19 protein-coding genes are annotated in these 25,337 nt (G+C 72.5%); 10 read left to right on the forward strand and 9 right to left on the reverse strand.

The window, feature by feature from the left end:
* Position 1 precedes the first annotated feature (1 nt).
* The 4 genes from ACSNOK_RS03035 to ACSNOK_RS03050 all read right to left on the reverse strand — a co-directional run bounded on the left by ACSNOK_RS03035 (position 2) and on the right by ACSNOK_RS03050 (position 5,439).
* Positions 2-931 carry a branched-chain amino acid ABC transporter permease gene (locus tag ACSNOK_RS03035; protein WP_436778954.1) on the reverse strand — a complete coding sequence of 310 codons (930 nt, stop codon included), beginning with the start codon at positions 929-931 and terminating at the stop codon, positions 2-4.
* 131 nt (positions 932-1,062) lie between these two features.
* Positions 1,063-2,286: a branched-chain amino acid ABC transporter substrate-binding protein gene (locus tag ACSNOK_RS03040; RefSeq protein ID WP_436778972.1), complete on the reverse strand. Its 1,224-nt coding sequence runs from the start codon at positions 2,284-2,286 to the stop codon at positions 1,063-1,065.
* A gap of 298 nt (positions 2,287-2,584) precedes the next feature.
* A complete protein-coding gene (locus ACSNOK_RS03045; RefSeq protein WP_436778955.1) occupies positions 2,585-3,052 on the reverse strand; it encodes a PaaI family thioesterase in 468 nt (155 codons plus the stop codon).
* Between the two features lie 92 nt (positions 3,053-3,144).
* The gene (locus ACSNOK_RS03050) at positions 3,145-5,439 is read right to left on the reverse strand and encodes an FdhF/YdeP family oxidoreductase (protein WP_436778956.1); all 2,295 of its coding nucleotides are present in this window, start codon (positions 5,437-5,439) and stop codon (positions 3,145-3,147) included.
* Positions 5,440-5,568: 129 nt separating this feature from the next.
* On the opposite strand from ACSNOK_RS03050, the gene polA reads away from it, so the two are divergent.
* Both polA and ACSNOK_RS03060 read left to right on the forward strand, forming a co-directional pair.
* Complete coding sequence (gene polA / locus ACSNOK_RS03055; RefSeq protein ID WP_436778957.1) at positions 5,569-8,421, forward strand: DNA polymerase I; 2,853 nt, start codon at positions 5,569-5,571, stop codon at positions 8,419-8,421.
* A gap of 280 nt (positions 8,422-8,701) precedes the next feature.
* Positions 8,702-8,893 carry a hypothetical protein gene (locus ACSNOK_RS03060; protein ID WP_004953055.1) on the forward strand — a complete coding sequence of 64 codons (192 nt, stop codon included), beginning with the start codon at positions 8,702-8,704 and terminating at the stop codon, positions 8,891-8,893.
* Between the two features lie 19 nt (positions 8,894-8,912).
* Here the strand turns inward: ACSNOK_RS03060 and hrpB are convergent, their stop codons facing one another.
* Positions 8,913-11,441, reverse strand: a complete 2,529-nt coding sequence (hrpB, locus tag ACSNOK_RS03065; protein WP_436778958.1) for an ATP-dependent helicase HrpB — start codon at positions 11,439-11,441, stop codon at positions 8,913-8,915.
* A gap of 223 nt (positions 11,442-11,664) precedes the next feature.
* On the opposite strand from hrpB, the gene ACSNOK_RS03070 reads away from it, so the two are divergent.
* Positions 11,665-13,209 carry an L-lactate permease gene (locus tag ACSNOK_RS03070; protein ID WP_436778959.1) on the forward strand — a complete coding sequence of 515 codons (1,545 nt, stop codon included), beginning with the start codon at positions 11,665-11,667 and terminating at the stop codon, positions 13,207-13,209.
* A 30-nt stretch (positions 13,210-13,239) separates the two neighbouring features.
* On the opposite strand, the gene ACSNOK_RS03075 is transcribed toward ACSNOK_RS03070, so the two are convergent.
* The gene (locus ACSNOK_RS03075; protein ID WP_436778973.1) at positions 13,240-14,115 is read right to left on the reverse strand and encodes a class I SAM-dependent methyltransferase; all 876 of its coding nucleotides are present in this window, start codon (positions 14,113-14,115) and stop codon (positions 13,240-13,242) included.
* A 382-nt stretch (positions 14,116-14,497) separates the two neighbouring features.
* On the opposite strand from ACSNOK_RS03075, the gene rpsA reads away from it, so the two are divergent.
* The 4 genes from rpsA to ACSNOK_RS03095 all read left to right on the forward strand — a co-directional run bounded on the left by rpsA (position 14,498) and on the right by ACSNOK_RS03095 (position 18,241).
* A complete protein-coding gene (gene rpsA, locus ACSNOK_RS03080; RefSeq protein WP_171167717.1) occupies positions 14,498-16,003 on the forward strand; it encodes a 30S ribosomal protein S1 in 1,506 nt (501 codons plus the stop codon).
* A 158-nt stretch (positions 16,004-16,161) separates the two neighbouring features.
* Entirely contained in the window at positions 16,162-17,106 is a 945-nt protein-coding gene (locus ACSNOK_RS03085) for a proteasome assembly chaperone family protein (protein WP_436778960.1), read from the forward strand.
* A gap of 25 nt (positions 17,107-17,131) precedes the next feature.
* Positions 17,132-17,740: a dephospho-CoA kinase gene (coaE, locus tag ACSNOK_RS03090; protein ID WP_436778961.1), complete on the forward strand. Its 609-nt coding sequence runs from the start codon at positions 17,132-17,134 to the stop codon at positions 17,738-17,740.
* Positions 17,741-17,872: 132 nt separating this feature from the next.
* Positions 17,873-18,241 carry a tetratricopeptide repeat protein gene (locus ACSNOK_RS03095; RefSeq protein ID WP_436778962.1) on the forward strand — a complete coding sequence of 123 codons (369 nt, stop codon included), beginning with the start codon at positions 17,873-17,875 and terminating at the stop codon, positions 18,239-18,241.
* A gap of 63 nt (positions 18,242-18,304) precedes the next feature.
* On the opposite strand, the gene ACSNOK_RS03100 is transcribed toward ACSNOK_RS03095, so the two are convergent.
* The 3 genes from ACSNOK_RS03100 to ACSNOK_RS03110 form a co-directional block, all read right to left on the reverse strand.
* Positions 18,305-18,592, reverse strand: a complete 288-nt coding sequence (locus ACSNOK_RS03100; RefSeq protein ID WP_436778963.1) for a DUF6343 family protein — start codon at positions 18,590-18,592, stop codon at positions 18,305-18,307.
* A gap of 132 nt (positions 18,593-18,724) precedes the next feature.
* On the reverse strand, positions 18,725-20,179 hold the full coding sequence (locus tag ACSNOK_RS03105) for a WGR domain-containing protein (protein ID WP_436778964.1): 1,455 nt from the start codon (positions 20,177-20,179) through the stop codon (positions 18,725-18,727).
* Positions 20,180-20,325: 146 nt separating this feature from the next.
* The gene (locus ACSNOK_RS03110) at positions 20,326-21,282 is read right to left on the reverse strand and encodes a glycerophosphodiester phosphodiesterase (RefSeq protein ID WP_436778965.1); all 957 of its coding nucleotides are present in this window, start codon (positions 21,280-21,282) and stop codon (positions 20,326-20,328) included.
* Positions 21,283-21,496: 214 nt separating this feature from the next.
* Here ACSNOK_RS03110 and uvrB point away from each other — a divergent pair, with 214 nt between their 5' ends.
* The 3 genes from uvrB to ACSNOK_RS03125 form a co-directional block, all read left to right on the forward strand.
* Positions 21,497-23,632: an excinuclease ABC subunit UvrB gene (gene uvrB / locus ACSNOK_RS03115; protein WP_436778966.1), complete on the forward strand. Its 2,136-nt coding sequence runs from the start codon at positions 21,497-21,499 to the stop codon at positions 23,630-23,632.
* A gap of 252 nt (positions 23,633-23,884) precedes the next feature.
* On the forward strand, positions 23,885-24,463 hold the full coding sequence (locus tag ACSNOK_RS03120; protein WP_436778967.1) for a TerD family protein: 579 nt from the start codon (positions 23,885-23,887) through the stop codon (positions 24,461-24,463).
* 122 nt (positions 24,464-24,585) lie between these two features.
* A partial coding sequence (locus ACSNOK_RS03125) for a TerD family protein (protein WP_436778968.1) occupies positions 24,586-25,337 on the forward strand: 752 nt, incomplete at its 3' end.

The raw sequence follows: 25,337 nt of genomic DNA on the forward strand, positions 1-25,337 counted from the left end.
GTCACGCCCGATCCGCGACGCGTTCGCCGAGCAGGCCCTGGGGCCTGAGCAGCAGGACGAGGATGAGGAGGACGAAGGCCCAGACGTCCTTCCAGGAACCGCCGCCGAACTGGGACATGCCGGGGATCTCCTCGATGTAGCCGGTGGCGAGGGCTTCCGCGACGCCGAGGACGACGCCGCCGAGCATGGCGCCGTAGATGTTGCCGATGCCGCCGAGGACGGCCGCGGTGAAGGCCTTGAGGCCGGTGATGAAGCCCATGCGGAAGTCCACCTGTCCGTATTTGAGGCCGTGGGCGACGGCGGCGACGGCGGCGAAGGTGGCGCCGATGGCGAAGGCGATGACGATGATGCGGTCGGTGTTGATGCCCATGAGCCGGGCGGTGTCGGGGTCCTGGGCGGTGGCCTGCATACCGCGGCCGGTGCGGGTCCTGGCGACGAAGAGGCCGAGGGCCAGCATGCACAGCGGGGCGGCGATCAGCAGGAAGACCTCGCCGCGCTGGACCGTGGCGCCGAGTATGTGGAAGGACTCGCCCTTGAACTGGGGGAACACCCTGGCCTTCTTGGCGTCGGGGTACCACTTCCAGACGGCCTGCTGGAGGGCGATGGAGAGGCCGATGGCGGTGATCAGCGGGGCGAGGCGCGGGGCGCCGCGCAGGGGCCGGTAGGCGAAGCGTTCGGCGGCCACGGCGATGGCGACGGCGGCGACGACGCCTCCGAGGATCATGAGGGGGAGTGCCAGGAGCAGCGCGATGTCGTCGGGCAGGGCGAGGTGGACGGTGAGGGCGCCGAATCCGCCGACCATGAAGATCTCGCCGTGGGCGAAGTTGATGAGCTGGACGATGCCGTAGACCATCGTGTAGCCGATCGCGATGAGGCCGTACATCGCGCCGAGGATGAGTCCGTTGGCCAGTTGTTGCGGCAGTTCGTGCACCGCCGGGCCTCCGTGGGATGGGAAGGGGTGCGGGCGGCCGGCGCGGGCCGGTGGGGCCGCGCCGGGTGGTGGGCGCACGGCAGGATGAGGGGTGTGGGGAATCGTTTCGGCGCGGTGGCGCGGCCGGTGGGTCAGCGCTTGAACTCGGCGCTGTGGCGGGCCTTCCAGGCGTTGCCCTCGACCTGGTAGGCGGTGATCATGGTGTTGGTGGTGTCGCCGTACTCGTCGAAGGAGACGGTGCCGGTGACTCCGTCGAACTTGACCTTGTTGAGGGCCTCGACGACCTTGGTGCGGGCGCCGTCGGGCAGTTTGCCGCCGTTGTCGGCGACGACGGCCTTGACGGCCTGGACGATGGCCCAGGTGGCGTCGTAGGTGGAGCCGCCGTAGGCCTCGTAGCGGTCCTTGTAGCCCGCGGCTTTGTAGTCGGCGATGAACTTCTTGGCGGAGTCGAGCTGTTCGACGGGTTTGCCGACGGAGGTGGCGTAGTCGCCGGCGGACTTCTTGTTGAGTTTGATGTAGTCGGCGCTGTACATGCCGTCGCCGCCCATGAGGGGCGCCTTGACGCCGCTCTCCTTGAGCTGCTGGCTCAGGGGCGCGGCGGCCGGGTATTCGCCGCCGTAGAAGACGAGGTCGGCTCCGGAGCTCTTGGCCTTGGAGACGATGGCCTTGAAGTCGCGGTCCTCGGGGTTGACGTGCTCGGTTCCGGCGATCTTTCCGCCGAGGGCCGTGAACTGGGTGGAGAAGGCGGCCGCGAGGCCGACGCCGTAGGTCTTCTGGTCGTCGATGACGTAGGCGGTTTTGGCCTTGATCTGGTCGTGGGCGTATTTCCCGCCGAAGGCGCCCTGGACCTCGTCGGTGGTGGCGGTACGGAAATAGGTGCTGAACTGGCGCTTGCGTTTGTCCTGTTTCCAGTCCTTGCCCTGGGTGAGGTCGGGCGTGGTGTTGGCCGGGGAGATGAGGGCCACGGTGTTGGACTGGGCCACCTGTTGCATGGACTGGGCGACGCTGGAGTTCAGGGGGCCGACGATGCCGACGACCTTTTTGTCGCCGGCGAGTTTGGTGGCGTTCTGCTGTCCGGAGGTGGGCTGGGCCTGGTCGTCCAGGGCGGACAGTTCGAAGGTGACGCCGGGGACTTCGTTGTTCTTGTTGGCGTTGGTGACGGCGAGGTGGGCGGAGTTCTTGATGCCCTGGCCGAGGGCGGAGAGGTCGCCGGTCAGGGGGGCGTCGAGGCCGATCACCACGGTGGTCTTCCTGCCGCCTTTGTCGCCGTTGTCGCCCCCTTTGTCGTCGTCGCGTGATCCGCAGGCGCTCAGGGCGAGGGCCCCGGCGGTGAGCGTGGTGGTGAGCAGGAGCAAGGGACGGTGTCGCACGGTGATTCCTTTCCCTGGCGCGGCGGCCTGCCGGGATGCAGGTGCCGTGACGTTCGCCGGGCAACGGCGGAGAGGGAGGGAACGGGTGCGGAACCGCCCGGCGGGGTGGTGGATGGCCGTGACTGTAAGGGCTGGGCGACAGCGCGGGGCAGAGGTGCCGTCCAGGATGTAACTCTCTTGTTATGACGGAGATCACATTCCGCAAACGCGGATCCGGATCGGCCGCCCGGGGTTCACCCGTCGGCCGTGGAGGGATCAACGCTCCTCCACGGCCGGGGAGTTGTCAGGCGGACGGCTGCGGGTTGTCGCGGATGACGCAGGTGAGGCGGGCGGAGCAGACGCGCTTGCCCTGCTCGTCGGTGATGGCGATTTCGTAGGTGGCGCTGGTGCGTCCGCGGTGTACGGGGGTGGCGACGCCGGTGACGAGGCCGGAGCGGAGCCCGCGGTGGTGGGTGCAGTTGAGGTCGACGCCCACGGCGATCCGAGTGGGGCCGCCGTGCAGCATGGCGCCGACGGAGCCGAGCGTCTCGGCGAGGACGGCGGAGGCGCCGCCGTGAAGCAGCCCGTACGGCTGGGTGTTGCCCTCGACCGGCATGGTGCCGACGACGCGGTCGGGGGAGGCCTCGACGACGCGGACGCTCATGCGCTCGCCGAGGTGGCCCGCCGAGAAGAGGGCGGGCAGGTCCAGGCCGCTGTCGGCCCAGCTGTCGAGGATCTCCTGCGGAAAGACGGTCCGGCTCTGTTCGCCCATGCTTCTCGGCTCCCCTGGTGCTCTTGGTGTACGTGAGGTGCGCGTGGCGGCAGGTACATGAGGTACCTGAAGTAACGCGTAGACGTTTGTTATCAGGTGGTGCCGGCGGGGCGGTCGGTGGGTTCGAGCCGGATGACGACCGACTTGCTCGCGGGCGTGTTGCTCTGGTCCGCCGTGTGGTCGAGCGGGACCAGGACGTTGGTCTCGGGGTAGTAGGCGGCGGCGCAGCCGCGTGCCGTCGGGTAGTGGACGACGCGGAAGCCGGGGGCGCGCCGTTCGGTGCCGTCCGTCCACTCGCCGACGAGGTCGGTGTACGCGCCGTCGGCGAGCCCGTGTTCGCGGGCGTCGTCGGGGTGGAGGAGGACGACGCGGCGGCCGTTCTTGATGCCGCGGTAGCGGTCGTCGAGGCCGTAGATGGTGGTGTTGTACTGGTCGTGGGAGCGGATGGTCTGGAGGAGCAGGCGGCCCTCCGGGACGTGCGGGTACTCGACGGGCGCTGCGGTGAAGTTGGCCTTTCCTGTGGTGGTGGGGAAGGTGCGGGAGTCGCGTGGCGCGTGGGGCAGGGTGAAGCCGCCGGGGCGGGCGACGCGGGTGTTGAAGTCCTCGAAGCCGGGGATCACGCGGGCGATGCGGTCGCGGATGGTGCCGTAGTCCTCCTCGAAGCGCTCCCAGGGGGTGGCGGAGGCGGTGCCGAGGACGGCGCGGGCCAGGCGGCAGACGATGGCGGGTTCGGAGAGCAGGTGCGGGCTCGCGGGGTCGAGCCGGCCACGGGAGGCGTGCACCATGCCCATGGAGTCCTCGACGGTGACGAACTGGTCGCCGCCGCGCTGCCGGTCGCGTTCGGTACGGCCGAGGGTGGGCAGGATGAGCGCCCGCGCGCCGGTGATCACGTGTGAGCGGTTGAGCTTGGTGGAGACGTGCACGGTGAGGCGCGCGCGACGGACGGCCGCCTCGGTGACGTCGGTGTCGGGGGTGGCGGAGACGAAGTTGCCGCCCATGGCGAGGAACACCTTGGCCCGCCCGTCGCGGAGCGCCCGGATGGCACGGACCACGTCCAGGCCGTGTTCGCGGGGCGGGGCGAAGCCGAACTCCTTCTCCAGGGCGTCGAGGAAGGCGGGGGCGGGGCGTTCGAAGATGCCCATGGTGCGGTCGCCCTGGACGTTGCTGTGCCCGCGGACGGGGCACACGCCGGCGCCGGGGCGGCCGATCGCGCCGCGCAGCAGCAGGAGGTTGACGACCTCCTTGATGGTGACCACGGCGTGCTTGTGCTGGGTGAGGCCCATGGCCCAGCAGACGACGGTGCGTTTCGAGTCGAGGATCATGCGCAGGGCCGCGAGGATCTCCTCCCGGGTGAGCCCGGTGGCGCGCAGGGTCTCGTCCCAGTCGGCGGTGCGGGCGAGGGCGGCGAACTCCTCGTAGCCGTGGGTGTGCTCGCGGACGAAGTCCTCGTCGACGGCGCCCTCGGTCTCCAGGACCAGCCGGTTGAGGAGGCGGAAGAGGGCCTGGTCGCCGCCGAGCCGGATCTTGAGGAAGAGGTCGGTGAGCGGGGTGCCGGAGCCGGCGAGGCCGCGGGCGTTCTGCGGGTTCTTGAACCGTTCGAGGCCGGCCTCGGGCAGCGGGTTGACGGTCATGATCTTCGTGCCGCCGCGCTTGGCCTTCTCCAGGGCGGAGAGCATCCGGGGGTGGTTGGTGCCCGGGTTCTGCCCGGCGACGATGATCAGATCGGCCTTGTAGAGGTCCTCCAGCAGGACGCTGCCCTTGCCGACGCCGAGGGTGTCGGTGAGGGCCGAGCCGGACGACTCGTGGCACATGTTCGAGCAGTCGGGCAGGTTGTTGGTGCCGAACTCGCGGGCGAACAGCTGGTAGAGGAACGCGGCCTCGTTGCTGGTGCGGCCGGAGGTGTAGAAGACGGCCTCGTCGGGCGACTCCAGGGCGCGCAGCTCGTCCGCGATGATGCCGAAGGCACGCTCCCAGCTCACCGGTTCGTAGTGGTCCGCGCCCTCCGCGAGGTACATGGGGCGGGTGAGGCGGCCCTGCTGGCCGAGCCAGTAGCCGCTGCGGCCGGCGAGGTCCGTGACGGAGTGGGCGGCGAAGAAGGCGGGGGTGATCCGGCGGAGCGTCGCCTCCTCGGCGACGGCCTTGGCGCCGTTCTCGCAGAACTCCGCGGTGTGCCGCTTGTCCGGCTCGGGCCAGGCGCAGCCGGGGCAGTCGAAGCCGTCCTTCTGGTTGACCTTGAGCAGGGTGAGCGCGGTGCGCCGGACGCCCATCTGCCGCTGGGCGGCGCGCAGCGAGTGCCCGATGGCGGCGAGGCCCGCCGCGGCGTGCTGGGGCGCGGTGACCTCGGGGGCGTCCTGGACGGGGTCGCCGGTCGGTGGTTTGCCTGCCATGTCGTTCCCCCTGAGCGGTGAGGCGGTCGCGTGGAGTGCTGCCGGTGACGATCCTGTCACGGGGGTCGGACAGCCGGGGCGGCGGCGGTGTGGCGGGGATTGTCAGTGGGTCGTGGCAGGATCGGGGGCGTGGCAGCAAAGGCATCGAAATCACCGTCCGACGCGACCGAGCCGACCGGCCCCGAGGCCGTGGGAGGAGGTACGGGAGGCCGTCCCCGCCTGCTCCTGATGGACGGGCACTCCATGGCCTACCGGGCGTTCTTCGCGCTACCCGCGGAGAACTTCACGACCTCCGACGGCCAGCCGACGAACGCGGTGTACGGCTTCGCGTCGATGCTCGCGAACACCCTGCGTGACGAGAGCCCCACGCACTTCGCGGTGGCGTTCGACGTGTCGCGCAAGACGTGGCGTTCCGAGGAGTTCGCGGAGTACAAGGCGACCCGGTCCAAGACCCCCGACGAGTTCAAGGGGCAGGTGGAGCTGATCGGCGAGCTGCTGGACCACATGCGGGTGCCGCGCTTCGCCGTGGACGGCTTCGAGGCCGACGACGTGATCGCCACGCTGGCGACGCAGGCCGAGGCGCAGGGCTTCGAGGTGGCGATCGTCACCGGCGACCGGGATGCGTTCCAGCTGGTCAGCGACGCCGTCACGGTGCTGTATCCGACCAAGGGCGTCTCGGAGCTGACGCGCTTCACGCCGGAGAAGGTCCAGGAGAAGTACGGCCTGTCGCCCGCCCAGTACCCGGATTTCGCGGCGCTGCGCGGTGACCCGTCGGACAACCTGCCGGGCATCCCGGGCGTGGGGGAGAAGACCGCCGCGAAGTGGATCAACCAGTTCGGTTCGTTCGCGGAGCTGGTGGAGCGGGTCGACGAGGTCAAGGGCAAGGCGGGCCAGAACCTGCGGGATCACCTGGAGGCGGTCAAGCTCAACCGCCGCCTCACCGAGATGGTGCGCGACGTCGAGCTGTCGACCGGCCCCGAGGGGCTGGTCCGGGAGGCGTACGACCTCACCGCGCTCGGCGGGCTGCTGGACCGCCTGGAGATCCGCAACCGGAGCCTGCGCGACCGGCTCTGGGGCACGGACCCGGCTGCGGTCGTCGAGGAGGCGGCCGAGGAGCTGGAGATCGAGCTCGACGGCCGGATGCTGGGCCAGGACGAGCTGGCCGCCTGGCTGGCGGACATCCCGGCGGACGTGCCGGCCGCCGTGGTCGCCGGCTACGACTGGAAGCTCGGCACGGGCGACGTCCACGAGGTGGCGCTGGCCCTGCCGGACGACCGCGCCTGCTGGTTCGTCCCGCAGGAGCTGTCCGAGGCCGACGACCGGGCGTTCGCCGCCTGGCTGGCCGACGCGGACCGCCCCAAGGTGCTGCACATGGGCAAGCGCGTCGTCCGCGTCTTCGCCGAGCGCGGCTGGCGGGTCGAGGGCGTCACCATGGACACCGCCGTCGCCGCTTACCTGGACGAGCCGGGCTCCCGGCCGTTCGAGACGGACCCGCTCAACCGCCACCGGCAGAAGCGGGCCGGCAAGGTCCGCTTCAACAAGGGCAAGCGCCAGCTCACCGAGCTGGAGGTGCTCGTCGAGGACAAGCTCGGCCGGACCCTCCCGCGCGTCGACCCGGACAAGGCCGAGGCCGGCCAGCAGGCGTTCGACTTCGACGGCACGGCCGACAAGGAAGCGGCCGAGAAGCTGATGGTCGAAGGCCGCGCGGTCCTCGATCTGGGCGTCTTCTACGAGCGGAAGCTCGCCGGGACGGGCGCGCTGGAGCTCATGCGCGACCTGGAGCTCCCCGTCGGCGACCTGCTCGTCGCCATGGAGCGCGAGGGCATCGCCGTCGACCGGGCCCGCCTGGAGCGGCTGTCCGAGGAGTACCTGGGCGAGATCGAGCAGGCCGTCGCCGAGGCGCACCGCGCCGCCGGCCGCGAGTTCAACCTCTCCTCGCCCAAGCAGCTCCAGGAGATCCTCTTCGAGGAGCTCGGCCTGCCCAAGACCAAGAAGATCAAGACCGGTTACACCACCGACGCCGACGCGCTGGCCTGGCTCGCCGCCCAGACGGAGAACGAGCTGCCGGTCGTCCTGCTGCGCCACCGTGACCGGGCCAAGCTCAAGACGACCGTCGACGGCCTGATCAACAACCTGGCGGCGGACGGCCGGATCCACACCACCTTCAACCAGATGGTGGCGGCCACCGGCCGGCTGTCCTCCACCGACCCCAACCTGCAGAACATCCCGGTGCGCACCGGTGACGGCAGCCGCATCCGCCGCTGCTTCGTGGTCGGCGAGGGCTTCGAGTCGCTGATGACGGCCGACTACAGCCAGATCGAGCTGCGCGTCATGGCCCACCTGTCGGAGGACGAGGGCCTGATCGAGGCGTTCACCTCCGGCGAGGACCTGCACACCACGGTCGCCTCGCAGGTCTTCGGCGTGGCCAAGAGCGACGTCGACCCGGAGATGCGCCGCAAGATCAAGGCCATGTCGTACGGCCTGGCCTACGGGCTGTCCGCGTTCGGCCTCTCGCAGCAGCTCGGGATCTCCCCGGGCGAGGCGGGCGGTCTGATGGACACCTACTTCGAGCGGTTCGGCGGCGTGCGCGACTACCTGCGCCGGGTCGTCGAGGAGGCCCGCGCCACCGGCTACACCGAGACCATGCTCGGCCGCCGCCGCTACCTGCCGGACCTCAACAGCGACAACCGCCAGCGCCGCGAGATGGCCGAGCGGATGGCGCTCAACGCGCCCATCCAGGGCACCGCGGCCGACATCGTCAAGGTCGCCATGCTGCGGGTGGCCGAGGCGCTGGAGAAGGAGAAGCTCACCACCCGGATGCTGCTCCAGGTCCACGATGAAATCGTGCTGGAGGTCGCCCCGGGCGAGCGGGAGAAGGTCGAGGAGCTGGTGCGCCGGGAGATGGCCGGGGCCGTCAGCCTGCGGGCCCCGCTGGACGTGTCGGTGGGCGTCGGCGGCGACTGGGAGTCCGCCGCCCACTGAGCCCTTCCGGAAACCGCCGGACACCCGCCGACCGTGGCCGCGCACCGGCCGTCGGCGGGGCGCCGGACCGCCCCGAGCAGGGACGGACGGTGCCCCGCGCGACGGCCGATGCGCGCCTTTCGCGGCGGGGCGGTGGTGCGCGAGGGGCCGGAGTTTTTCGGCGAGTCCGAAGTTTTTCCCGGGAGATCGGTGTGCGCACCCCCCTTCCGTGACACACGATGGAGGGAAACCCGAACGGCCGGTCCCCGGGAAGGGGACCGCGGAGCAGAGGAGGCTCGCCGTGAAGGAGAGTCCCGAGGACGCGTCCACGGCATCCGCGCCGCAGCGGCTCTACACCGGCAGTGAGCGACCCTTCGACCCCGAGGACCTGGTCATGGCCTCGGGGCACGACGTCACTCCCGAACGGGTGGAGGCCGCCAGGCGGCACATCGAGGAGAAGGGCGCGGCGGCGCTGGAACGCTATCTGCCCTGACCGGCCCCGCCCGGCGCCCTCACCGGCGCCGGGCGTTCGTCCGCCGGGTGGCCTCCGCCGTCGTCGGATCCTCCGGCCAGGGATGCCGCGGATAGCGGCCCCGCAGCTCGGCACGGACCGCCCGGTAGCCGTCGCGCCAGAAGGAGGCGAGATCCGCCGTGACCGCCGCCGGACGCCCCGCCGGGGACAGCAGGTGGACGAGGACGGGGACCCGCCCGCCGGCCACCGTCGGCGTCCGCTGCCAGCCGAACAGCTCCTGCAGCTTGACGGCCAGTACGGGCCGCCCGCTCGCGTAGTCGACGCGGATCCGCGAGCCGCTGGGCACCTCGATCCGCTCCGGGGCCAGCTCGGCCAGCCGGGCCGCCTCCCCGCCCGCCCACGGAAGCAGCCGTTCCAGGGCGGCCCGGGCGTCCACCCGCTCCAGGTCGGTGCGGCGCCGCGCCGCGTCCAGCTCCGGCCCCAGCCATGACTCGGCGTCCGCCAGCAGCGCCTCGTCGGAGACGTCCGGCCAGGGCGCGCCCAGCTCCCGGTGGAGGAACGCCAGCCGCTCCCGCAGCCCGGTCGCCTCCGCGCTCCAGCGCAGGAGCCCCGGCCCCTCGGCGCGCAGCCCCTCGACGAGGGCCGCGCGGAGGAGGCCGCGGTCGGGGGAGGGGAGCGGCCGGGAGGACAGCTCGACCGCGCCCAGCCGCGCGACGCGCCGGGCCACGACGTCACCGCGCTCCGCCGACCAGCCCACCTCCTCCCCCTCGGCGAACAGCGCCCCCGCCGTCGCCCGGGCCGTCTCCTCGTCGATCACCGCGCCCAGCCGGACCCGCGCCGACGCTGAGGCGACCGGCCGGTCGGCCACCGCCACGGCCAGCCACGGCGCGCTGCGCAGCCGCGAGCCGTCGCCCAGCACCGCGCCGGTCCCCGACACCATCAGGAACGCGCCCTCGCCCCGCGCCCTCGCCACCCGCTCCGGGAACGCCAGCGCGGCGACCAGACCCGCGGCGGCGTCATCCGTGAGCGCGCCGCCGGCCGTCCCCTCGGCGACACCGCGCAGCGCCGACTCCAGCCGCCCGGCCTCGGTCCGCCAGCGGGCGGAGTACGCGTCACCGCCCCGGCGCGCGGCCCGCCAAGCCGCCGCCAAGTCGTCGCCGTAGTCGCGCGGCGGTTCCTCGCTCAGCAGCGCCACCAGTTCGGCCGCGCGCCGCGCCCCCACCTCGTCCGCGCCGTCCAGCAGCGCCCGGGCCAGCCGCGGATGCACTCCCATCCGGGCCATCCGCCGCCCCCGCGCGGTGGGGCGCCCGTCCGCGCCGACGGCGCCCGTGGCCGCCAGCACGGCGCGCGCGGCGGCCAGCGCGCCGGACGGCGGCGCGTCCAGCAGCGCCAGCCCGCTCGCGTCCGGATCGCCCCAGCAGGCCGCCTGCAGCGCGAACGCCGCGAGGTCGGCGACCAGGATCTCGGGCTGCGGGAACGCGGGCAGCCGCGCCTCCTCGGCCTCCGCCCAGCAGCGGTAGACGGTCCCCGGCGCCTCACGCCCCGCGCGCCCCGCCCGCTGCCTGCCGGCCGCCCGCGACGCCCGTACGGTGGTCAGCGCGCTCAGCCCGCGCGCGTGATCCGTCCGCGGCTCCCGGGCCAGCCCGGAATCCACCACCACACGGACACCCGGCACGGTCAGGCTCGACTCGGCCACCGACGTCGCCAGCACCACCCGGCGCGTCCCCGACCCGCCCGCCAGGACCGCCTCCTGCACCGCGGCCGGGGCCCGGCCGTGCACCTGGAGCACCTCCGCCCCCAGCTCCGCCGGACCGCCCAGCAGGCCGGCCACCCGGGCGATCTCCCCGACACCGGGCAGGAAGCACAGCACGTCGCCCGCGCGCTCCCGCAGCGCCCGCCGCACCACGGCGGCCACATGCTCCAGCAGCACCGGGTCCACCCGCGTCCCGTGCGGCGGCCGCACCGCACGCTCCGGCGGCGCCCACACCACGTCCACCGGGTGCGACACCCCCTCGGCCGCGACCACCGGCGCGTCGCCGAGCAGCCGCGCCCACCCCTCCGCGTCCGTCGTCGCCGACGCGGCGACCAGCTTCAGCTCCGGCCGCAGCGCCGCCCGCACGTCCAGCAGGAACGCCGCCGCGGTGTCGGCGTCCAGATGCCGCTCGTGGCACTCGTCGAGCACGACCACGTCGACCCCGGAGAGCTCCGGGTCACGCTGGAGCCGCTGCAGCAGCACACCGGTCGTGACCACCTCCACGACCGTCCCCGGCCCGGCCCGGCGCTCACCGCGCACGGTGAACCCCACCCGGCCCCCGGCCTCCTCGCCCAGCAGCCACGCCATGCGCCGGGCCGCCGCACGGGCGGCGATGCGCCGCGGTTCGGCCACCAGCACCCGCCGGACCAGCCCCGACCCCGGCACCAGCCCCGCCAGGACCAGCGGGACCAGCGTCGTCTTGCCCGTGCCGGGCGGCGCGCAGAGCACGGCGGTGCCGTGCCCGTCCAGGGCGGAGACGAGCGCCGGAAGCGCCGTGCGGACGGGAAGCCGGTCGAGGACGTCGGTGCGGATCACGCGCACCAGTGTCGCCGACCCCTCGGACACGGACGGATCCACACCCGGGACCCACCCTTCCGGCCACAAGGTGACCGACTATCCGGAACCCGTTGATCACCCCTCCGGGCGCCGGGCATGCTGCTCGCCCCTGCCCGCGCGGAACAGCCGGAGAGCCCCTCCGAAACGATGTTTCCGCAGTACAGCGCCGGTCCGCACGCCTCGGGACCACAGAGGTCGCCCTGTGAACGCCGCTCTCGCCACCCTGCCCGTCCTCGTCACGCTGGTGCTCCTCGCCCTGGGCGTACGCGCCCTGTACGCCGCCCTCGCGGCCCTGGCGACCGCGCTGACGCTCACCGCCACGGCCTTCCCCACGCCCTTGGCGGACCTCGGCGACGCCTCCCAGCGCATGCTGCCCACCGTCGTCGAACTCGCGGCGATCCTCTTCGGCGGCATCCTGCTCAGCGAGCTGATGGCCCGCACCGGCGCCCAGGCGCGCATGGGCGAACGGCTCGGCAGCGCCTGCAGCTCACCCGGGCGCGCGGTCCTGCTCGTGACGCTGGGCGTCACCCCGTTCGCCGAGTCGCTGACCGGCTTCGGCATCGGCGTGATCGTGGCGATCCCGCTGCTGCGCCGCCTCGGCCTGCCCCCGGCACGGGCCGCCGTGGCCGGCCTGCTCGGGCTGGTGACCGTCCCCTGGGGCTCCCTGGCGCCGGGCAGCCTCGTCGCGGCGGAACTCGGCGACGTCGACTTCCAGCGGCTCGGCGTCGACTCCGCCCTGCTGTCCGCGCCCGTCTTCCTCATCTGCGGCGCCGCCGCCCTGACCGTCGCGCTGGGCCCCCGCCGCGCCCTGGCCTCGGCCGGTGACCTGGCCATCGCCGTGACCGCGCTCTGGGGCACCGTCTGGGCCGTCAACGCCTACGTCGGCGTGCCGCCCGCCGGTGTCCTGGGCGGCCTCGTCACCATGGCCGCGCTGCTCCTGGTCTCCCGGCTGCGCGAGCGGAACAGCGGTGGCGGCGAGCCCGTCGGCCGGGCCCTGTCCCCGTACGCGTTCCTGGTCGCCGGCCTGCTGGTGAGCCGGGCGGTCCTGGAGGCGGCCGGGGTCGACGAGGGGTGGTGGGCGGTCGTCGCGGGACCGGCCGGCTGGCTGCCGCTGACCGCGCTCCTCGCCCCGCGACTGCTGGGCGCCCGCTGGCAGGTGCTGGGCGGGGCGGCCCGCGCCGCGTTCGGCCGCTGGTGGCAGGTGACCCTGACGACGGCCGTCTTCCTGGCCCTGGGCACCCTGCTCACCGTGACCGGCATGAGCCGGGAGATCGCCGAGGCCTGCGCCTCGCTCGGCTCCTCGTACCTCTTCCTCGCGCCCTGGATCGGGGCGGCCGGCGGATTCCTGGCCGGTTCCAACACCGGGGCCAACGCGATGTTCGCCGCGGGCCAGGCCGAGACCGCCCGGGCGCTCGGCCACTCCGCGGCCCATCTCGTCGCCGTGCAGAACGTCAGCGCCGCCCTGGCCTCCGGCGCCGCCGCCGCGCGTGTCGCGCTGGCGGCGCAGCTGGCGGACAATGCGCCGGGCCCCGCTTCCGTCCGCCCCCGCACCGAAGCGGCCCCGGCGGACCCGGGAGCCGGCGGGACCGCCACCCGGCGGATGGCCGAGACCCGCTCGGCCACGGAGACGATCACCGGGCCGGACGCCGACTCGCCGGCGGACACACGGTGGGTGCTGCGTACGGTGCTCGGGGTGCACGCCCTGGTGTTCCTGACGGCCGGGGTGATCGGCGTCCTCTGGGGCTGACCCGCTTCCCGGCCGGGCGCGCGGGGCGCCTCAGTCCCGTTCGCAGACGAAGATCGCCGTACCGGGGATCAGCCGGCCGCGCAGCGGGGACCAGCCGCCCCACTCCTGAGCGTTCCATTCCGGCCATTCCGGCTCGACGAGGTCGACCAGCCGGAAACCGGCCGTCACCACGTCCCGCACCCGGTCGCCGATGGTCCGGTGGTGCTCCACGTAGACGGCACGGCCCGTCTCGTCCTGCTCCACGTAGGGGGTGCGGTCGAAGTAGGAGGCCGCGACCGACAGGCCCTCGGGGCCCGGCTCGTCCGGGAAGGCCCAGCGGATCGGATGGGTGACGGAGAAGACCCAGCGCCCGCCGGGCCGCAGCACCCGGCGCACCTCCCGCATCACCCGCACCGGATCGGCCACGAACGGCACCGCACCGTAGGCCGAACACGCCAGGTCGAAGGAGCCGTCCGCGAACGGCAGCGCGCCGGCGTCCGCCTCCACCAAGGGGACGCCGCCGATCCGCAGCGCGTGCTGGAGCTGCCGGTGGGAGAGGTCCAGCGCGACCGGCCGGGCGCCCTGGGCGGCGAGCCAGCGCGAGCACTGGGCGGCCCCGGCGCCGATCTCCAGGACGTCCCGCCCGGCCAGGCCGGCGGCCGGGCCCAGCAGGCCGGCGTCCGCCTCGTCCAGCCCTTCCGGGCCCCAGACGAAACGGTCGTCGCCGAGGAACGCGCCGTGCTCCCGCTGGTACTCGTCGGCGTTGCCGTCCCACCAGACGCGGCTGGCCCGGCTGCTCTCCGCTTCACCGGCGTCCCGTCTAGTCGCCTCCGGCTCAAGGCCCTCTTCCGGCTCGGGGCCCTCCTCCGGCCCGGGGGTCCGAGGGTCCCGGGGGTCCTGCCGCGGCTCGTACGTATCTGGCGTCATCTGGGTGGTCGCCATCCCTGGCTGTGGGTCGGAGGGGTACGTGGGGGTAATCTGTTCGGCCGCCGGGAGTCCCGAGGGGCTTCCACAAAGCGAGTTGTGCCGGATGTTGTGCCGGATTCTGGGCATTTTGTCCCTGGTGTGCGCCTTCGCGCATTGACCGTGTCCGGCTGCCCCCGTATGCTACAAGTTGCGCTGCGAGCCTGCGCGCCTCGGACCGAGCAGGCCGCTTTCGTACTTGTTGTATGTCCCCTCGGTTGTCGAGGCGCTTCCGGAGCCATCCGGAGAGTGCGCTTCTAAGCTGTCCGGCTTCGGCGGTGCGATATACGGGCTCATGGCGTAGCAGTACCTACGACTCAATGTCCGTACCGGAGCCCTTTCCCACATGACGAGCAGCACCGAGACCACCGCCACCACCCCGCAGGTTGCGGTCAACGACATCGGTAACGAGGAAGCCTTCCTCGCCGCGATCGACGAGACGATCAAGTACTTCAACGACGGCGACATCGTCGACGGCGTCATCGTGAAGGTCGACCGGGACGAGGTCCTGCTCGACATCGGTTACAAGACCGAAGGCGTCATCCCTTCCCGCGAGCTCTCGATCAAGCACGACGTCGACCCCAACGAGGTCGTCAGCGTCGGTGACCAGGTCGAGGCCCTCGTTCTCCAGAAGGAGGACAAGGAAGGCCGCCTGATCCTCTCGAAGAAGCGCGCCCAGTACGAGCGTGCCTGGGGCACCATCGAGAAGATCAAGGAAGAGGACGGGATCGTCACCGGTACCGTCATCGAGGTCGTCAAGGGTGGTCTCATCCTCGACATCGGCCTCCGCGGCTTCCTCCCGGCCTCCCTGGTCGAGATGCGTCGCGTCCGCGACCTCCAGCCCTACGTGGGCAAGGAGCTCGAGGCGAAGATCATCGAGCTGGACAAGAACCGCAACAACGTGGTCCTGTCCCGCCGCGCCTGGCTGGAGCAGACTCAGAGCGAGGTCCGCCAGACCTTCCTCACCACCCTCCAGAAGGGTCAGGTGCGCTCCGGCGTCGTCTCCTCCATCGTCAACTTCGGTGCCTTCGTGGACCTGGGCGGCGTCGACGGTCTCGTCCACGTCTCCGAGCTGTCCTGGAAGCACATCGACCACCCCTCCGAGGTCGTCGAGGTCGGCCAGGAGGTCACGGTCGAGGTCCTGGACGTCGACATGGACCGCGAGCGCGTCTCCCTGTCGCTCAAGGCCACCCAGGAAGACCCGTGGCAGCAGTTCGCCCGGACCCACCAGATCGGTCAGGTCGTCCCGGGTAAGGTCACCAAGCTCGTTCCGTTCGGCGCGTTCGTCCGCGTCGACGAGGGCATCGAGGGCCTGGTCCACATCTCCGAGCTGGCCGAGCGCCACGTGGAGATCCCGGAGCAGGTCGTCCAGGTCAACGACGAGATCTTCGTCAAGGTCATCGACATCGACCTCGAGCGCCGCCGCATCAGCCTCTCGCTGAAGCAGGCCAACGAGTCCTTCGGTGCCGACCCGTCCGTGGTCGAGTTCGACCCGACCCTGTACGGCATGGCCGCGTCCTACGACGACCAGGGCAACTACATCTACCCCGAGGGCTTCGACCCCGAGGCCAACGACTGGCTGCCGGGTTACGAGAAGCAGCGCGAGGAGTGGGAGCGCCAGTACGCCGAGGCGCAGCAGCGCTTCGAGCAGCACCAGGCGCAGGTCATCAAGTCCCGCGAGGCCGACGAGCAGGCCGCTGCCGAGGGTGCTGCCGCTCCGGCCGCCGCCTCCGGTGCCGGCAACGTCTCCGGCGGTTCGTACTCCTCGGAGTCGGCCGACAACTCCGGCGCCCTGGCGTCGGACGAGGCGCTGGCCGCCCTCCGCGAGAAGCTCGCCGGCGGCCAGAGCTGAGGCTCTGACCTGCCGCGGCTGACCGCAGGCTGACGTGAGGCCCGTTCCCCTTCGGGGGAGCGGGCCTCACGCGCGTTCCGGGGCGGGGCCCGCTCCCGGGAATGGCGGCGGCTCCCAAGGACGTTCCCTCCCAAGGAACATGAGGAGGAACGGTCACCGTGTTGGATCCGCAGGGTTTGTACGAATGGGAGCCCAAGGGGCTCGCCGTGGCCGACCTGGCCCTGGCTCAGGAAACCGCCGGCCTGGTCATGCTCTACCACTTCGAGGGCTACATCGACGCCGGCGCGACCGGTGAGCAGATTGTCGAGCGGCTGCTCGACCAGCTGCCCAACCAGGTCGTGGCCCGCTTCGACCACGACCGGCTCGTCGACTACCGGGCGCGCCGCCCGCTGCTGACCTTCCGGCGGGACCACTGGAGCGACTACGAGGCCCCGACGATCGAGCTGCGGCTGGTCCAGGACGCCACCGGCGCGCCGTTCCTCCTGCTCTCCGGGCCGGAGCCGGACGTGGAATGGGAGCGGTTCGCCGCCGCCGTACGGCAGTTGGTGGAACGGTTGAACGTACGGCTTTCGGTCAACTTCCACGGCATCCCCATGGGCGTGCCCCACACCCGGCCGGTCGGCATCACCCCGCACGGCAACCGCGCGGAGCTGGTCCCGGGACACCGCGGCCACTTCGACGAGGCCCAGGTGCCCGGCAGCGCCGAGGCGCTGCTGGAGTACCGGCTGGCGGAGGCGGGCCACGACGTCCTGGGCATCGCCGCCCACGTCCCGCACTACGTCGCCCGGTCGCCCTACCCGGACGCCGCGCTGGTCGCCCTGGAGGCGATCACCTCGGCCACCGGCCTGGTGCTGCCCGGCGCCGCGCACACGCTGCGCAGTCAGGCGCTGCGGACCCAGGAGGAGATCGAGCGGCAGGTCGCCGAGGGGGACGAGGAGCTGGTGGCGCTCGTCCGGGGGCTGGAGCACCAGTACGACGCGGTGGCCGGCGCGGAGACGCGCGGGAGCCTCGTCGCGGAGCCTCTGGAACTGCCCTCCGCCGACGAACTGGCCGCCGAGTTCGAGCGGTTCCTCGCCGACCGGGAGGGCGAGGGCGGCCGCTGAGACGGCGGCCGATAGCGTGGGGCCCATGCTGAAGGTGGGTCTCACGGGCGGTATCGGTGCGGGGAAGAGCGAGGTGGCGCGCCGGCTGGCCGCGCACGGAGCGGTGATCATCGACTCCGACCGGATCGCGCGGGAGGTGGTGGAGCCGGGGACGGCCGGACTGGCCGCGGTGGTCGCGGAGTTCGGACCGGAGGTGCTGACTCCGGACGGCTCCCTGGACCGTCCCCGCCTCGGCGCGATCGTCTTCGCCGACGCCGGACGGCTCGCCGCGCTGAACGCCATCGTCCATCCGCTCGTGCGCGCCCGGTCGGCCGAGCTGGAGGCCGCGGCGGCGGCGGACGCGGTCGTCGTGCACGACGTGCCGCTGCTGGTCGAGAACGGCCTCGCCCCGCTGTACGAGGTGGTGGTCGTGGTCGACGCCCGGGAGGACACCCGGCTGGACCGGCTGGTGCGGCTGCGGGGCATGGCGCCGGAGGAGGCCCGGGCCCGGATGGCCGCCCAGGCGACGCGCGAACAGCGGCTCGCCGCGGCCGACGTCGTCATCGCCAACGACGGGCCGGTGGCCGAGCTGGAGGCCCGGGTGGACGAGGTGTGGGCAGAGCTGTGCGCGCGGGCGGCGCAGCGACGCGGGTAAGGGGAGCCGGGACCCGGGAGCGCGGCAGGGGGACGGCGGCCGGGAATAGGGCTTGACGCCGTGGCGTTGTGCGGGCCGCGTCCCCCCGGGACCGCCGTATGTCCGGGTTACCGACAGGGAAGGACCGTGCCCGTGGCCGAGCCGACACCCGAGACCCACGTCATCGACTTCCGCTCCGCCGAGCGGCTGCTGGACGCCCGCGACCCGCGCGGCGCGGTGAAACTGCTCGATTCGGTCATCGCCTCCCATCCGGAGAACACCGCGGCCCGCCTGCTGCGGGCGCGCGCCTACTTCGCGGCCGCCCGGCTCCGCCCCGCCGAACTGGAGTTCCAGCACGTGCTCGAACGCGAGCCGGACAACGCGTTCGCGCATTTCGCCCTGGGCCGGACCCTCGTCCGCGCCGGCCGCCCGGAGGAGGCCGTACGGCACTTCCGGCTCGCCGCGGCGCTCGACCCCCGGCCGGACTTCGTGGCGGCGGCCCGCTTCGACGACAAGGACTGAGGGGGCGGCCCGCGGAGGGGCGGACAGCGCGGTCGGGGTCGGGGACCTCGCCGTTTCCGTCGGTCAGGGCCTTCGGCCCGGTGGTCTGTCGTCCCGGAGCGGCTCGTAGGGCGGCACGTCGCGGCCCGGCTGGTAGTGCGGGCCCTGGCGGATGTGGTGGATCACCACCGTCAGGTCGGCGACGGTCACCAGGGCCAGGGCCGCGAAGGCCGCCGCCCAGCCGGGGTGGCCGGTGAGGGCGAACAGTGCGGCCCCCGCCCCGGCGAACACCAGGCCGAGGACGGCCAGCCCGCAGCGCAGCCGCAGGGGACTGCGGGCCGTCAGGGGCTCGTTTCCGGTACGCGTAGGCATGGGCACCATCTCCCCCTCCAGGATCCACCCGTCGGCCCTGTCCGCCATGTCCACCAGGTCCACGAGAACCTCGCGAGCGGAGCCGGCCAGCCGTCGCCCGCGCGGAACCCGGGACCGACGCTTGCCCCAGGATCAGACCAGCTGTCGTATCTCGCCCCGAACGCGGTAGAAGCCTCCGGAGGCGGGAGTGAGGGAGTCGACGACGTAGCGGGCGCCCGCCCGGCGGATGTGGCGGGGGAACTGGACGTTCCACGCGGGCTCGTAGCCCTCGGAGACCACGTGCACGCGCAGCCGTCCGCCCTCCTGGACGCATTCGACCACGACGCCCGACGCCGGCACGGTGTGGACGGTGGCCACCGTGGTCGCCGGGGTGTAGGTGGGCAGCGCGGCGGCCGACTTGATGTCGCGCGGCACCGGCACGGTGCCGGAGCGGGCGGCGGCGATCGCGGCGTCCGAGGCGTCCACGCACACCAGGGAGCCGTCGGTCGTGACCATGTAGAGCCGCTCGTCCAGGTACTGCATGGACAGGGCCGAGCCGCCGCCGGTGCCGAGCTTCCACAGCCGGGTGCCGTCGGCGTCGAAGCAGTAGACGGACGAGGAGTTGTCGCCCGCGAAGACGTACCGCCCGCCGGGGGCAGTGGCGCAGGAGTAGACGACGCCGTCGCACCGGTAGGTCGCCTCGACGGCGCCCGTGGCCTTGGACAGCCTCTGTACGACGCGGAGGGCGGTCCCCGCGTACACCGAGTGGTCCTCCTGCCAGCCGAAGAGGACCGCGCCGGGGGTCGGGCTGTGCCACAACTGCCCGGTGCCGTCGGCGGCGTAGGCCGTCACTCCGGAGGAGTGGCCGTGGTAGACGGCGCGTTCGTCCCGGCGGACCATCCACGCGTGGTGCCCGGCGCTCCGGCGGGACCACTGGTGCTCGTCCTCGTGGTCGATGACGGTGAGCGTGCCGTCGCTGTCGGAGACGTTGAGCACGCCTTCGTGGATGTCGAGCCAGAAGATGTCGACGGCCGAGGTGATCTCGTAGGCCGCGAAGGGCAGCTTGGACGACAGGTCGTAGACGGTTCCGTCGTCACACCCGGCGTAGATCCAGAAGTCGTCCGCCACCAGGCACTTGACGCCGTCCGGCAGCTGGTACCGGGCGAGGACCTCGCCGCCGTGGCCGAGCGTGAAGACGTCGCCCGCCTGGTTGCCGACCCAGCAGCGCTCCTCGTCGACGTGGATGCCGAAGGCCGCGGCGCCCGTGCGGAAGCGCCACAGCACCGGGGCCACCGCGCGGGCGGTCGAGGGCGCCGAGGACACCTCGCGGCGTGTCACCGGACGCGCGGCCCGGCCGCCCGGCACGGCCGGCGCGTAGCCCTTGCGGACCTTCTCCCCGACCTTCTTCGCGGCGGCGGCCCGGGCCTTCTCCTCGGTGGGGAAAGCGGAGGTCTGCACCTGCCCTGCCGCGCCGATCCGGCCGTAGCGGACAGTGACGGTCGTGCCGGCCACCGTGACCTCGTAGAACTTGTGCGCGCCGCCGCCCTCCTGCGAGAGCTCCAGATACGTGCGCTCGGACGCGCCGGACGCGGACGGTGTGACGGACATGGCAGGGCCCCCTTCCCCGGCGGCCACGACCGGCCGCCTCTCACTGCCCGGAACGTTAGGGGGTACCACTGACAACGGACCGTTTCCGCAGGTCACGGTGGGTTTTTTCGGCCGCGGTGGCTGCCGCGGGCGGCGGCCGGGGAGGGTCAGGCGGAGTCCGGGAGGGCGGCCTGGGCGAGCGGGGAGCCGTCCTCGGCGTCCTCCTCCAGCGCGTCCGCGATCACGTGCGGGGCGTTGGTGATGATCGCGTCCACGCCGAGGTGCGCCAGGGCGACCGCGCGGTCGGGGTCGTCCACGGTCCAGGCGGACACCTCCAGCCGCCGGCCGTGCGGGCCCTTGACCCCGTGCACCGACCGCACCCAGGCTGCGTTGATCTTGGTGTGGTCGGGGTTGATCTGGTCGGCGAACTTGGCGTAGTCACGGAGTTCGGCGGGCTTCGGCGCGCCGAGGAAGCCGGTCTTCACGTCGGGGCGCAGCCCGTGGAAGGTCTTGAGGGAGGCGGCGTTGAAGCTCTGGACGACCAGCCGGCCGCCGACGTGCCGCCGGTCGAGCCAGCCGGTCCTGCGGAGCTCGGCGACCAGCTGGCGCTCGATGCCGGGGTACAGCTCGGGCGCCTTGACCTCCAGCAGCAGCTTCTGGCGGTTGTGGTCGACGCGCCGGAGGTAGGCGTCGAGGGTGGGGATCCGCTCGCCGGCGAAGCGGCGGTCGTACCAGCTGCCCGCGTCCAGCGTGCGGATCTCGGCGAGGGTGAAGTCGCCGACCTTCCAGGGAGCCCGGTCCGGGAAGCGCTTTCTGACGTCGGTGGTGCGGGTGAGGGTGGTGTCGTGGATGACGACCAGCTTGCCGTCCTTGGTGCGCTGGACGTCGTTCTCGACCCAGCGGACGCCCAGCCGGGCGGCTCTGTCGATGGAGGCGAGGGTGTTCTCGGGGGCCTGGACCGGCACCCCGCGGTGCCCGATCGTGAGCGGCACCCGGGCGCGCGCGGTGGCACCGGCGTCCGGCGCGGCCTCGGCGGCCGGTGCGACGAGGCCCAGCGCGACCGGGACGGTCACGGCCAGGCCCAGGAGGGTACGGGTCACGGGGGAGGCGGGGCGGATGCGCATCAAGGCTCCTCGCGGCGTCCGGGATACCGGGCGCGGTGGCGACCGGTCCATGGCGTACGGAGACAGTCGTACCGGAAACCCCCGCCCCCGCGCAGCAGGAAGGACGGCCGGGCGGCGGATCGTCCACGGATCCTCACTTCCGGTTCACCTGGGAAAACCGCAGGTGAGGGCCGTCGCACCGGCCATTGTCAGTGGCAGGTCGTACGGTGGTCACATGCGGCCCGTTTCCCAGATCGAACGCAAAGTGGCGCCTTTCGAGGTCGTCAGCCCCTACCAGCCCAGCGGTGACCAGCCGGCTGCCATCGCCGAGCTGGAGAAGCGCATCCGCGCGGGTGAGAAGGACGTCGTCCTGCTCGGCGCGACCGGCACGGGCAAGTCGGCGACCACGGCGTGGATGATCGAGAAGCTCCAGCGGCCGACGCTCGTCATGGCGCCCAACAAGACGCTCGCGGCCCAGCTGGCCAACGAGTTCCGCGAGCTCCTGCCCAACAACGCCGTCGAGTACTTCGTCTCGTACTACGACTACTACCAGCCCGAGGCGTACGTCCCCCAGTCGGACACCTACATCGAGAAGGACTCCTCGATCAACGAGGAGGTGGAGCGGCTGCGCCACTCCGCGACCAACTCGTTGCTCACCCGGCGGGACGTGGTCGTGGTGGCCTCCGTGTCCTGCATCTACGGCCTGGGCACGCCCCAGGAGTACGTGGACCGCATGGTTCCGCTCAAGGTCGGCGAGGAGATCGACCGGGACGAGCTGCTCCGCCGCTTCGTGGAGATCCAGTACACGCGCAACGACCTGGCCTTCACCCGGGGCACCTTCCGGGTGCGCGGCGACACCATCGAGATCTTCCCGGTCTACGAGGAACTGGCCGTCCGCATCGAGATGTTCGGCGACGAGATCGAGGCGCTGTCCACGCTGCACCCGCTGACCGGCGAGGTCATCTCCGACGATCAGGAGCTGTACGTCTTCCCCGCCAGCCACTACGTCGCCGGCCCCGAGCGGATGGAGAAGGCCATCGCCGGGATCGAGGCGGAGCTGGAGGAGACGCTGGCGCGCATGGAGAAGCAGGGCAAGCTCCTGGAGGCGCAGCGGCTGCGCATGCGCACCACGTACGACATCGAGATGATGCGCCAGATCGGCTCCTGCTCCGGCATCGAGAACTACTCGCTGCACATGGACGACCGCGAGCCGGGCTCCCCGCCCAACACCCTGCTGGACTTCTTCCCCGACGACTTCCTCCTGGTCATCGACGAGTCGCACGTCACCGTCCCGCAGATCGGCGCGATGTACGAGGGCGACGCCTCCCGTAAGCGGACGCTGGTGGAGCACGGCTTCCGGCTGCCGTCCGCCATGGACAACCGCCCGCTGAAGTGGGAGGAGTTCACCGAGCGCATCGGGCAGACGGTCTATCTGTCGGCGACGCCCGGCAAGTACGAGCTGGCGAAGTCCGACGGCTACGTCGAGCAGATCATCCGGCCCACCGGGCTGGTCGACCCGGAGGTCGTCGTCAAGCCGACCGAGGGCCAGATCGACGACCTGGTGCACGAGATCCGCAAGCGGACCGAGAAGGACGAGCGGGTCCTGGTGACGACGCTCACCAAGAAGATGGCCGAGGACCTCACGGACTACTTCCTGGAGCTCGGCATCCAGGTGCGCTACCTGCACAGCGACGTCGACACCCTCCGCCGTATCGAGCTGCTGCGCGAGCTGCGGGCCGGCGAGTACGACGTGCTGGTGGGCATCAACTTGCTGCGTGAGGGCCTGGACCTGCCCGAGGTGTCGCTGGTGGCGATCCTCGACGCCGACAAGGAGGGCTTCCTGCGCTCCGGGACGTCGCTGATCCAGACCATCGGCCGGGCGGCGCGCAATGTCTCCGGCCAGGTCCATATGTACGCCGACAAGATCACTCCGGCGATGGAGAAGGCCATCGAGGAGACCAACCGGCGCCGCGCCAAGCAGATCGCGTACAACAAGGAGCGGGGCATCGACCCGCAGCCGCTGCGGAAGAAGATCGGCGACATCGTCGCCACCATCGTCCGCGAGGAGATCGACACCCAGGAGCTGCTCGGCACGGGCTACCGGCAGCCGGCGGACAAGGCCAAGGGCGGCGAGAAGAAGGGCAAGGCCCCCGTCCCGACGGCCGCCGGCGGCGGCAAGAAGGGCAAGGCCAAGGCCGCCGTCGCCACCGACCGGCCGGCGGCGGAACTCGCGCAGCTCATCGAGGACATGACGGACCGCATGCGGGCGGCCGCCGCGGAGCTCCAGTTCGAGGTCGCCGCACGGCTGCGCGACGAGGTGGGCGAGCTCAAGAAGGAGCTCCGGCAGATGAGGGAGGCCGGGGTCGCCTGACCGTCCTTCCGCCCGGCCTCCGCCGTCCTGACGGCCCTTCGGGCCGTGCCGTCGGGCCGGCCGGGCGGAAGCGCCGGTTCCTTTGTCCGGAAACGCCCGGCGGAGATGTTGCAAGACCGCCACAAACCGCCCTGGGTGGAGCAGGCGGCGGCGGGAGTGCATAGGGTCGTTCCATGCGCCGCGCACGCGCGCGGCGTTCCGGGGGAAGCACCGTACGACGGTGACCGAACGACGATCGAGAAGGGACCGCGCGTGACAGTCAACTTGTCCAAGGGTCAGGGCATCAGCCTGCAGAAGGCCGGCGGGGGAAGCCTGACCGCGGTGCGGATGGGGCTGGGCTGGAAGTCGGCCCCGCGCCGGGGACTGTTCAGGTCGCGCACCAAGGAGATCGACCTCGATGCCTCCGCGAGCATGTTCGCCGACGGCCAGCACATCGACGACGTCTGGTTCAACCACCTGGTGAGCCACGACGGTTCGGTGCGGCACACCGGGGACAACCTGGTCGGCGGCGCCGGCACCGGCGGCGACGACGAGACGATCCTGGTCGACCTCGACCGGGTCCCCGTCCACGTCGACCAGATCGTCTTCGCGGTCAACTCCTTCAGCGGGCAGACCTTCTCCGAGATCACCAGCGCCCACTGCCGGCTGGTCGACGACAACACCGGCGAGGAGCTGGCCCGCTACACGCTCGACGGCGGCGGGCCCTACACCGCGCAGATCATGGCGAAGGTCCACCGCGTGGGCGGCGGCTGGCAGATGACGGCCATCGGCACCCCGTCCAACGGCCGCACGATCCACGACCTCTACCCCGTGATCGCGACCATCCTCTAGGCCCCCGCCGGGGGCGGGTCCGACGGGGCGGACACGGAGCACGGGACAGTACGGAACGGCCCGGTGGCGCGGCGCCACCGGGCTTCCGCGGCGCACAGGACACGAGGAGGGGGAGCAGGGCGATGACGGTCGAGCTGGTACGGGGGCAGAACCACCCGCTGACCGAGAGCCGGTTGGAGATCCGGGTCTCGGCGGGGGACCCGGTGGTGGTGGGGGCCGCGCTCGGCGGCCCGGACGGCAGGGTCGCCGGCGCCGGACAGGTCGCCCGCCCCGGCTCCCCGCGGCTGCCGGGAGTGGAGGCGCCGGACGGCGTCGCCCCGGCCCAGCGGCTCACCGTCGAACTCGACGCCCTGCCCGACTCCGTGCACCGCGTGCACGTCCTGCTCGCCCTGCCGCCCGGCGGCCGGGGCCCGGCGCGGTTCGGTGTGACGGCCGCGCCGTTCCTCGCCCTGTCCGGGGCCGGCGGCGACGACGTCGCCAGCTTCACCGTCACCGAACTGGACGCCGAGACCGCCCTGGTGGCCCTGGAGCTCTACCGCCGCCAGGGCGCCTGGCGGGTCCGCGCCGTCGGCCAGGGCTACGCGGGCGGCCTCGCCGAGCTCTTCCACGACCTCGGGGTGGACGGCGCCGCCGAGCTCGCCGCGGGCGTCGAGGCGGAGACGGCCGGGAGCGCCGCCGTGCTCTCGGCGCGGCAGTCCTCCGCGCGGCACGCCGGGAGCGGCTGCCGACACGCGGGGACGGCCGTGGACTGGCCCGCCGACCACGCCGTTCCGGAGGCGCCGCCCGCCGCCCCGCAGGCCGTCCCCGCGTCCGAGACCCCGTCCCCGGCCGGGCCCGTGGACTACCGGCACCCGCGCCGCCGGGCCACCGAGCC

The organism is Streptomyces sp. URMC 126 (assembly GCF_051386555.1).
Classification (GTDB): Bacteria; Actinomycetota; Actinomycetes; order Streptomycetales; family Streptomycetaceae; genus Streptomyces.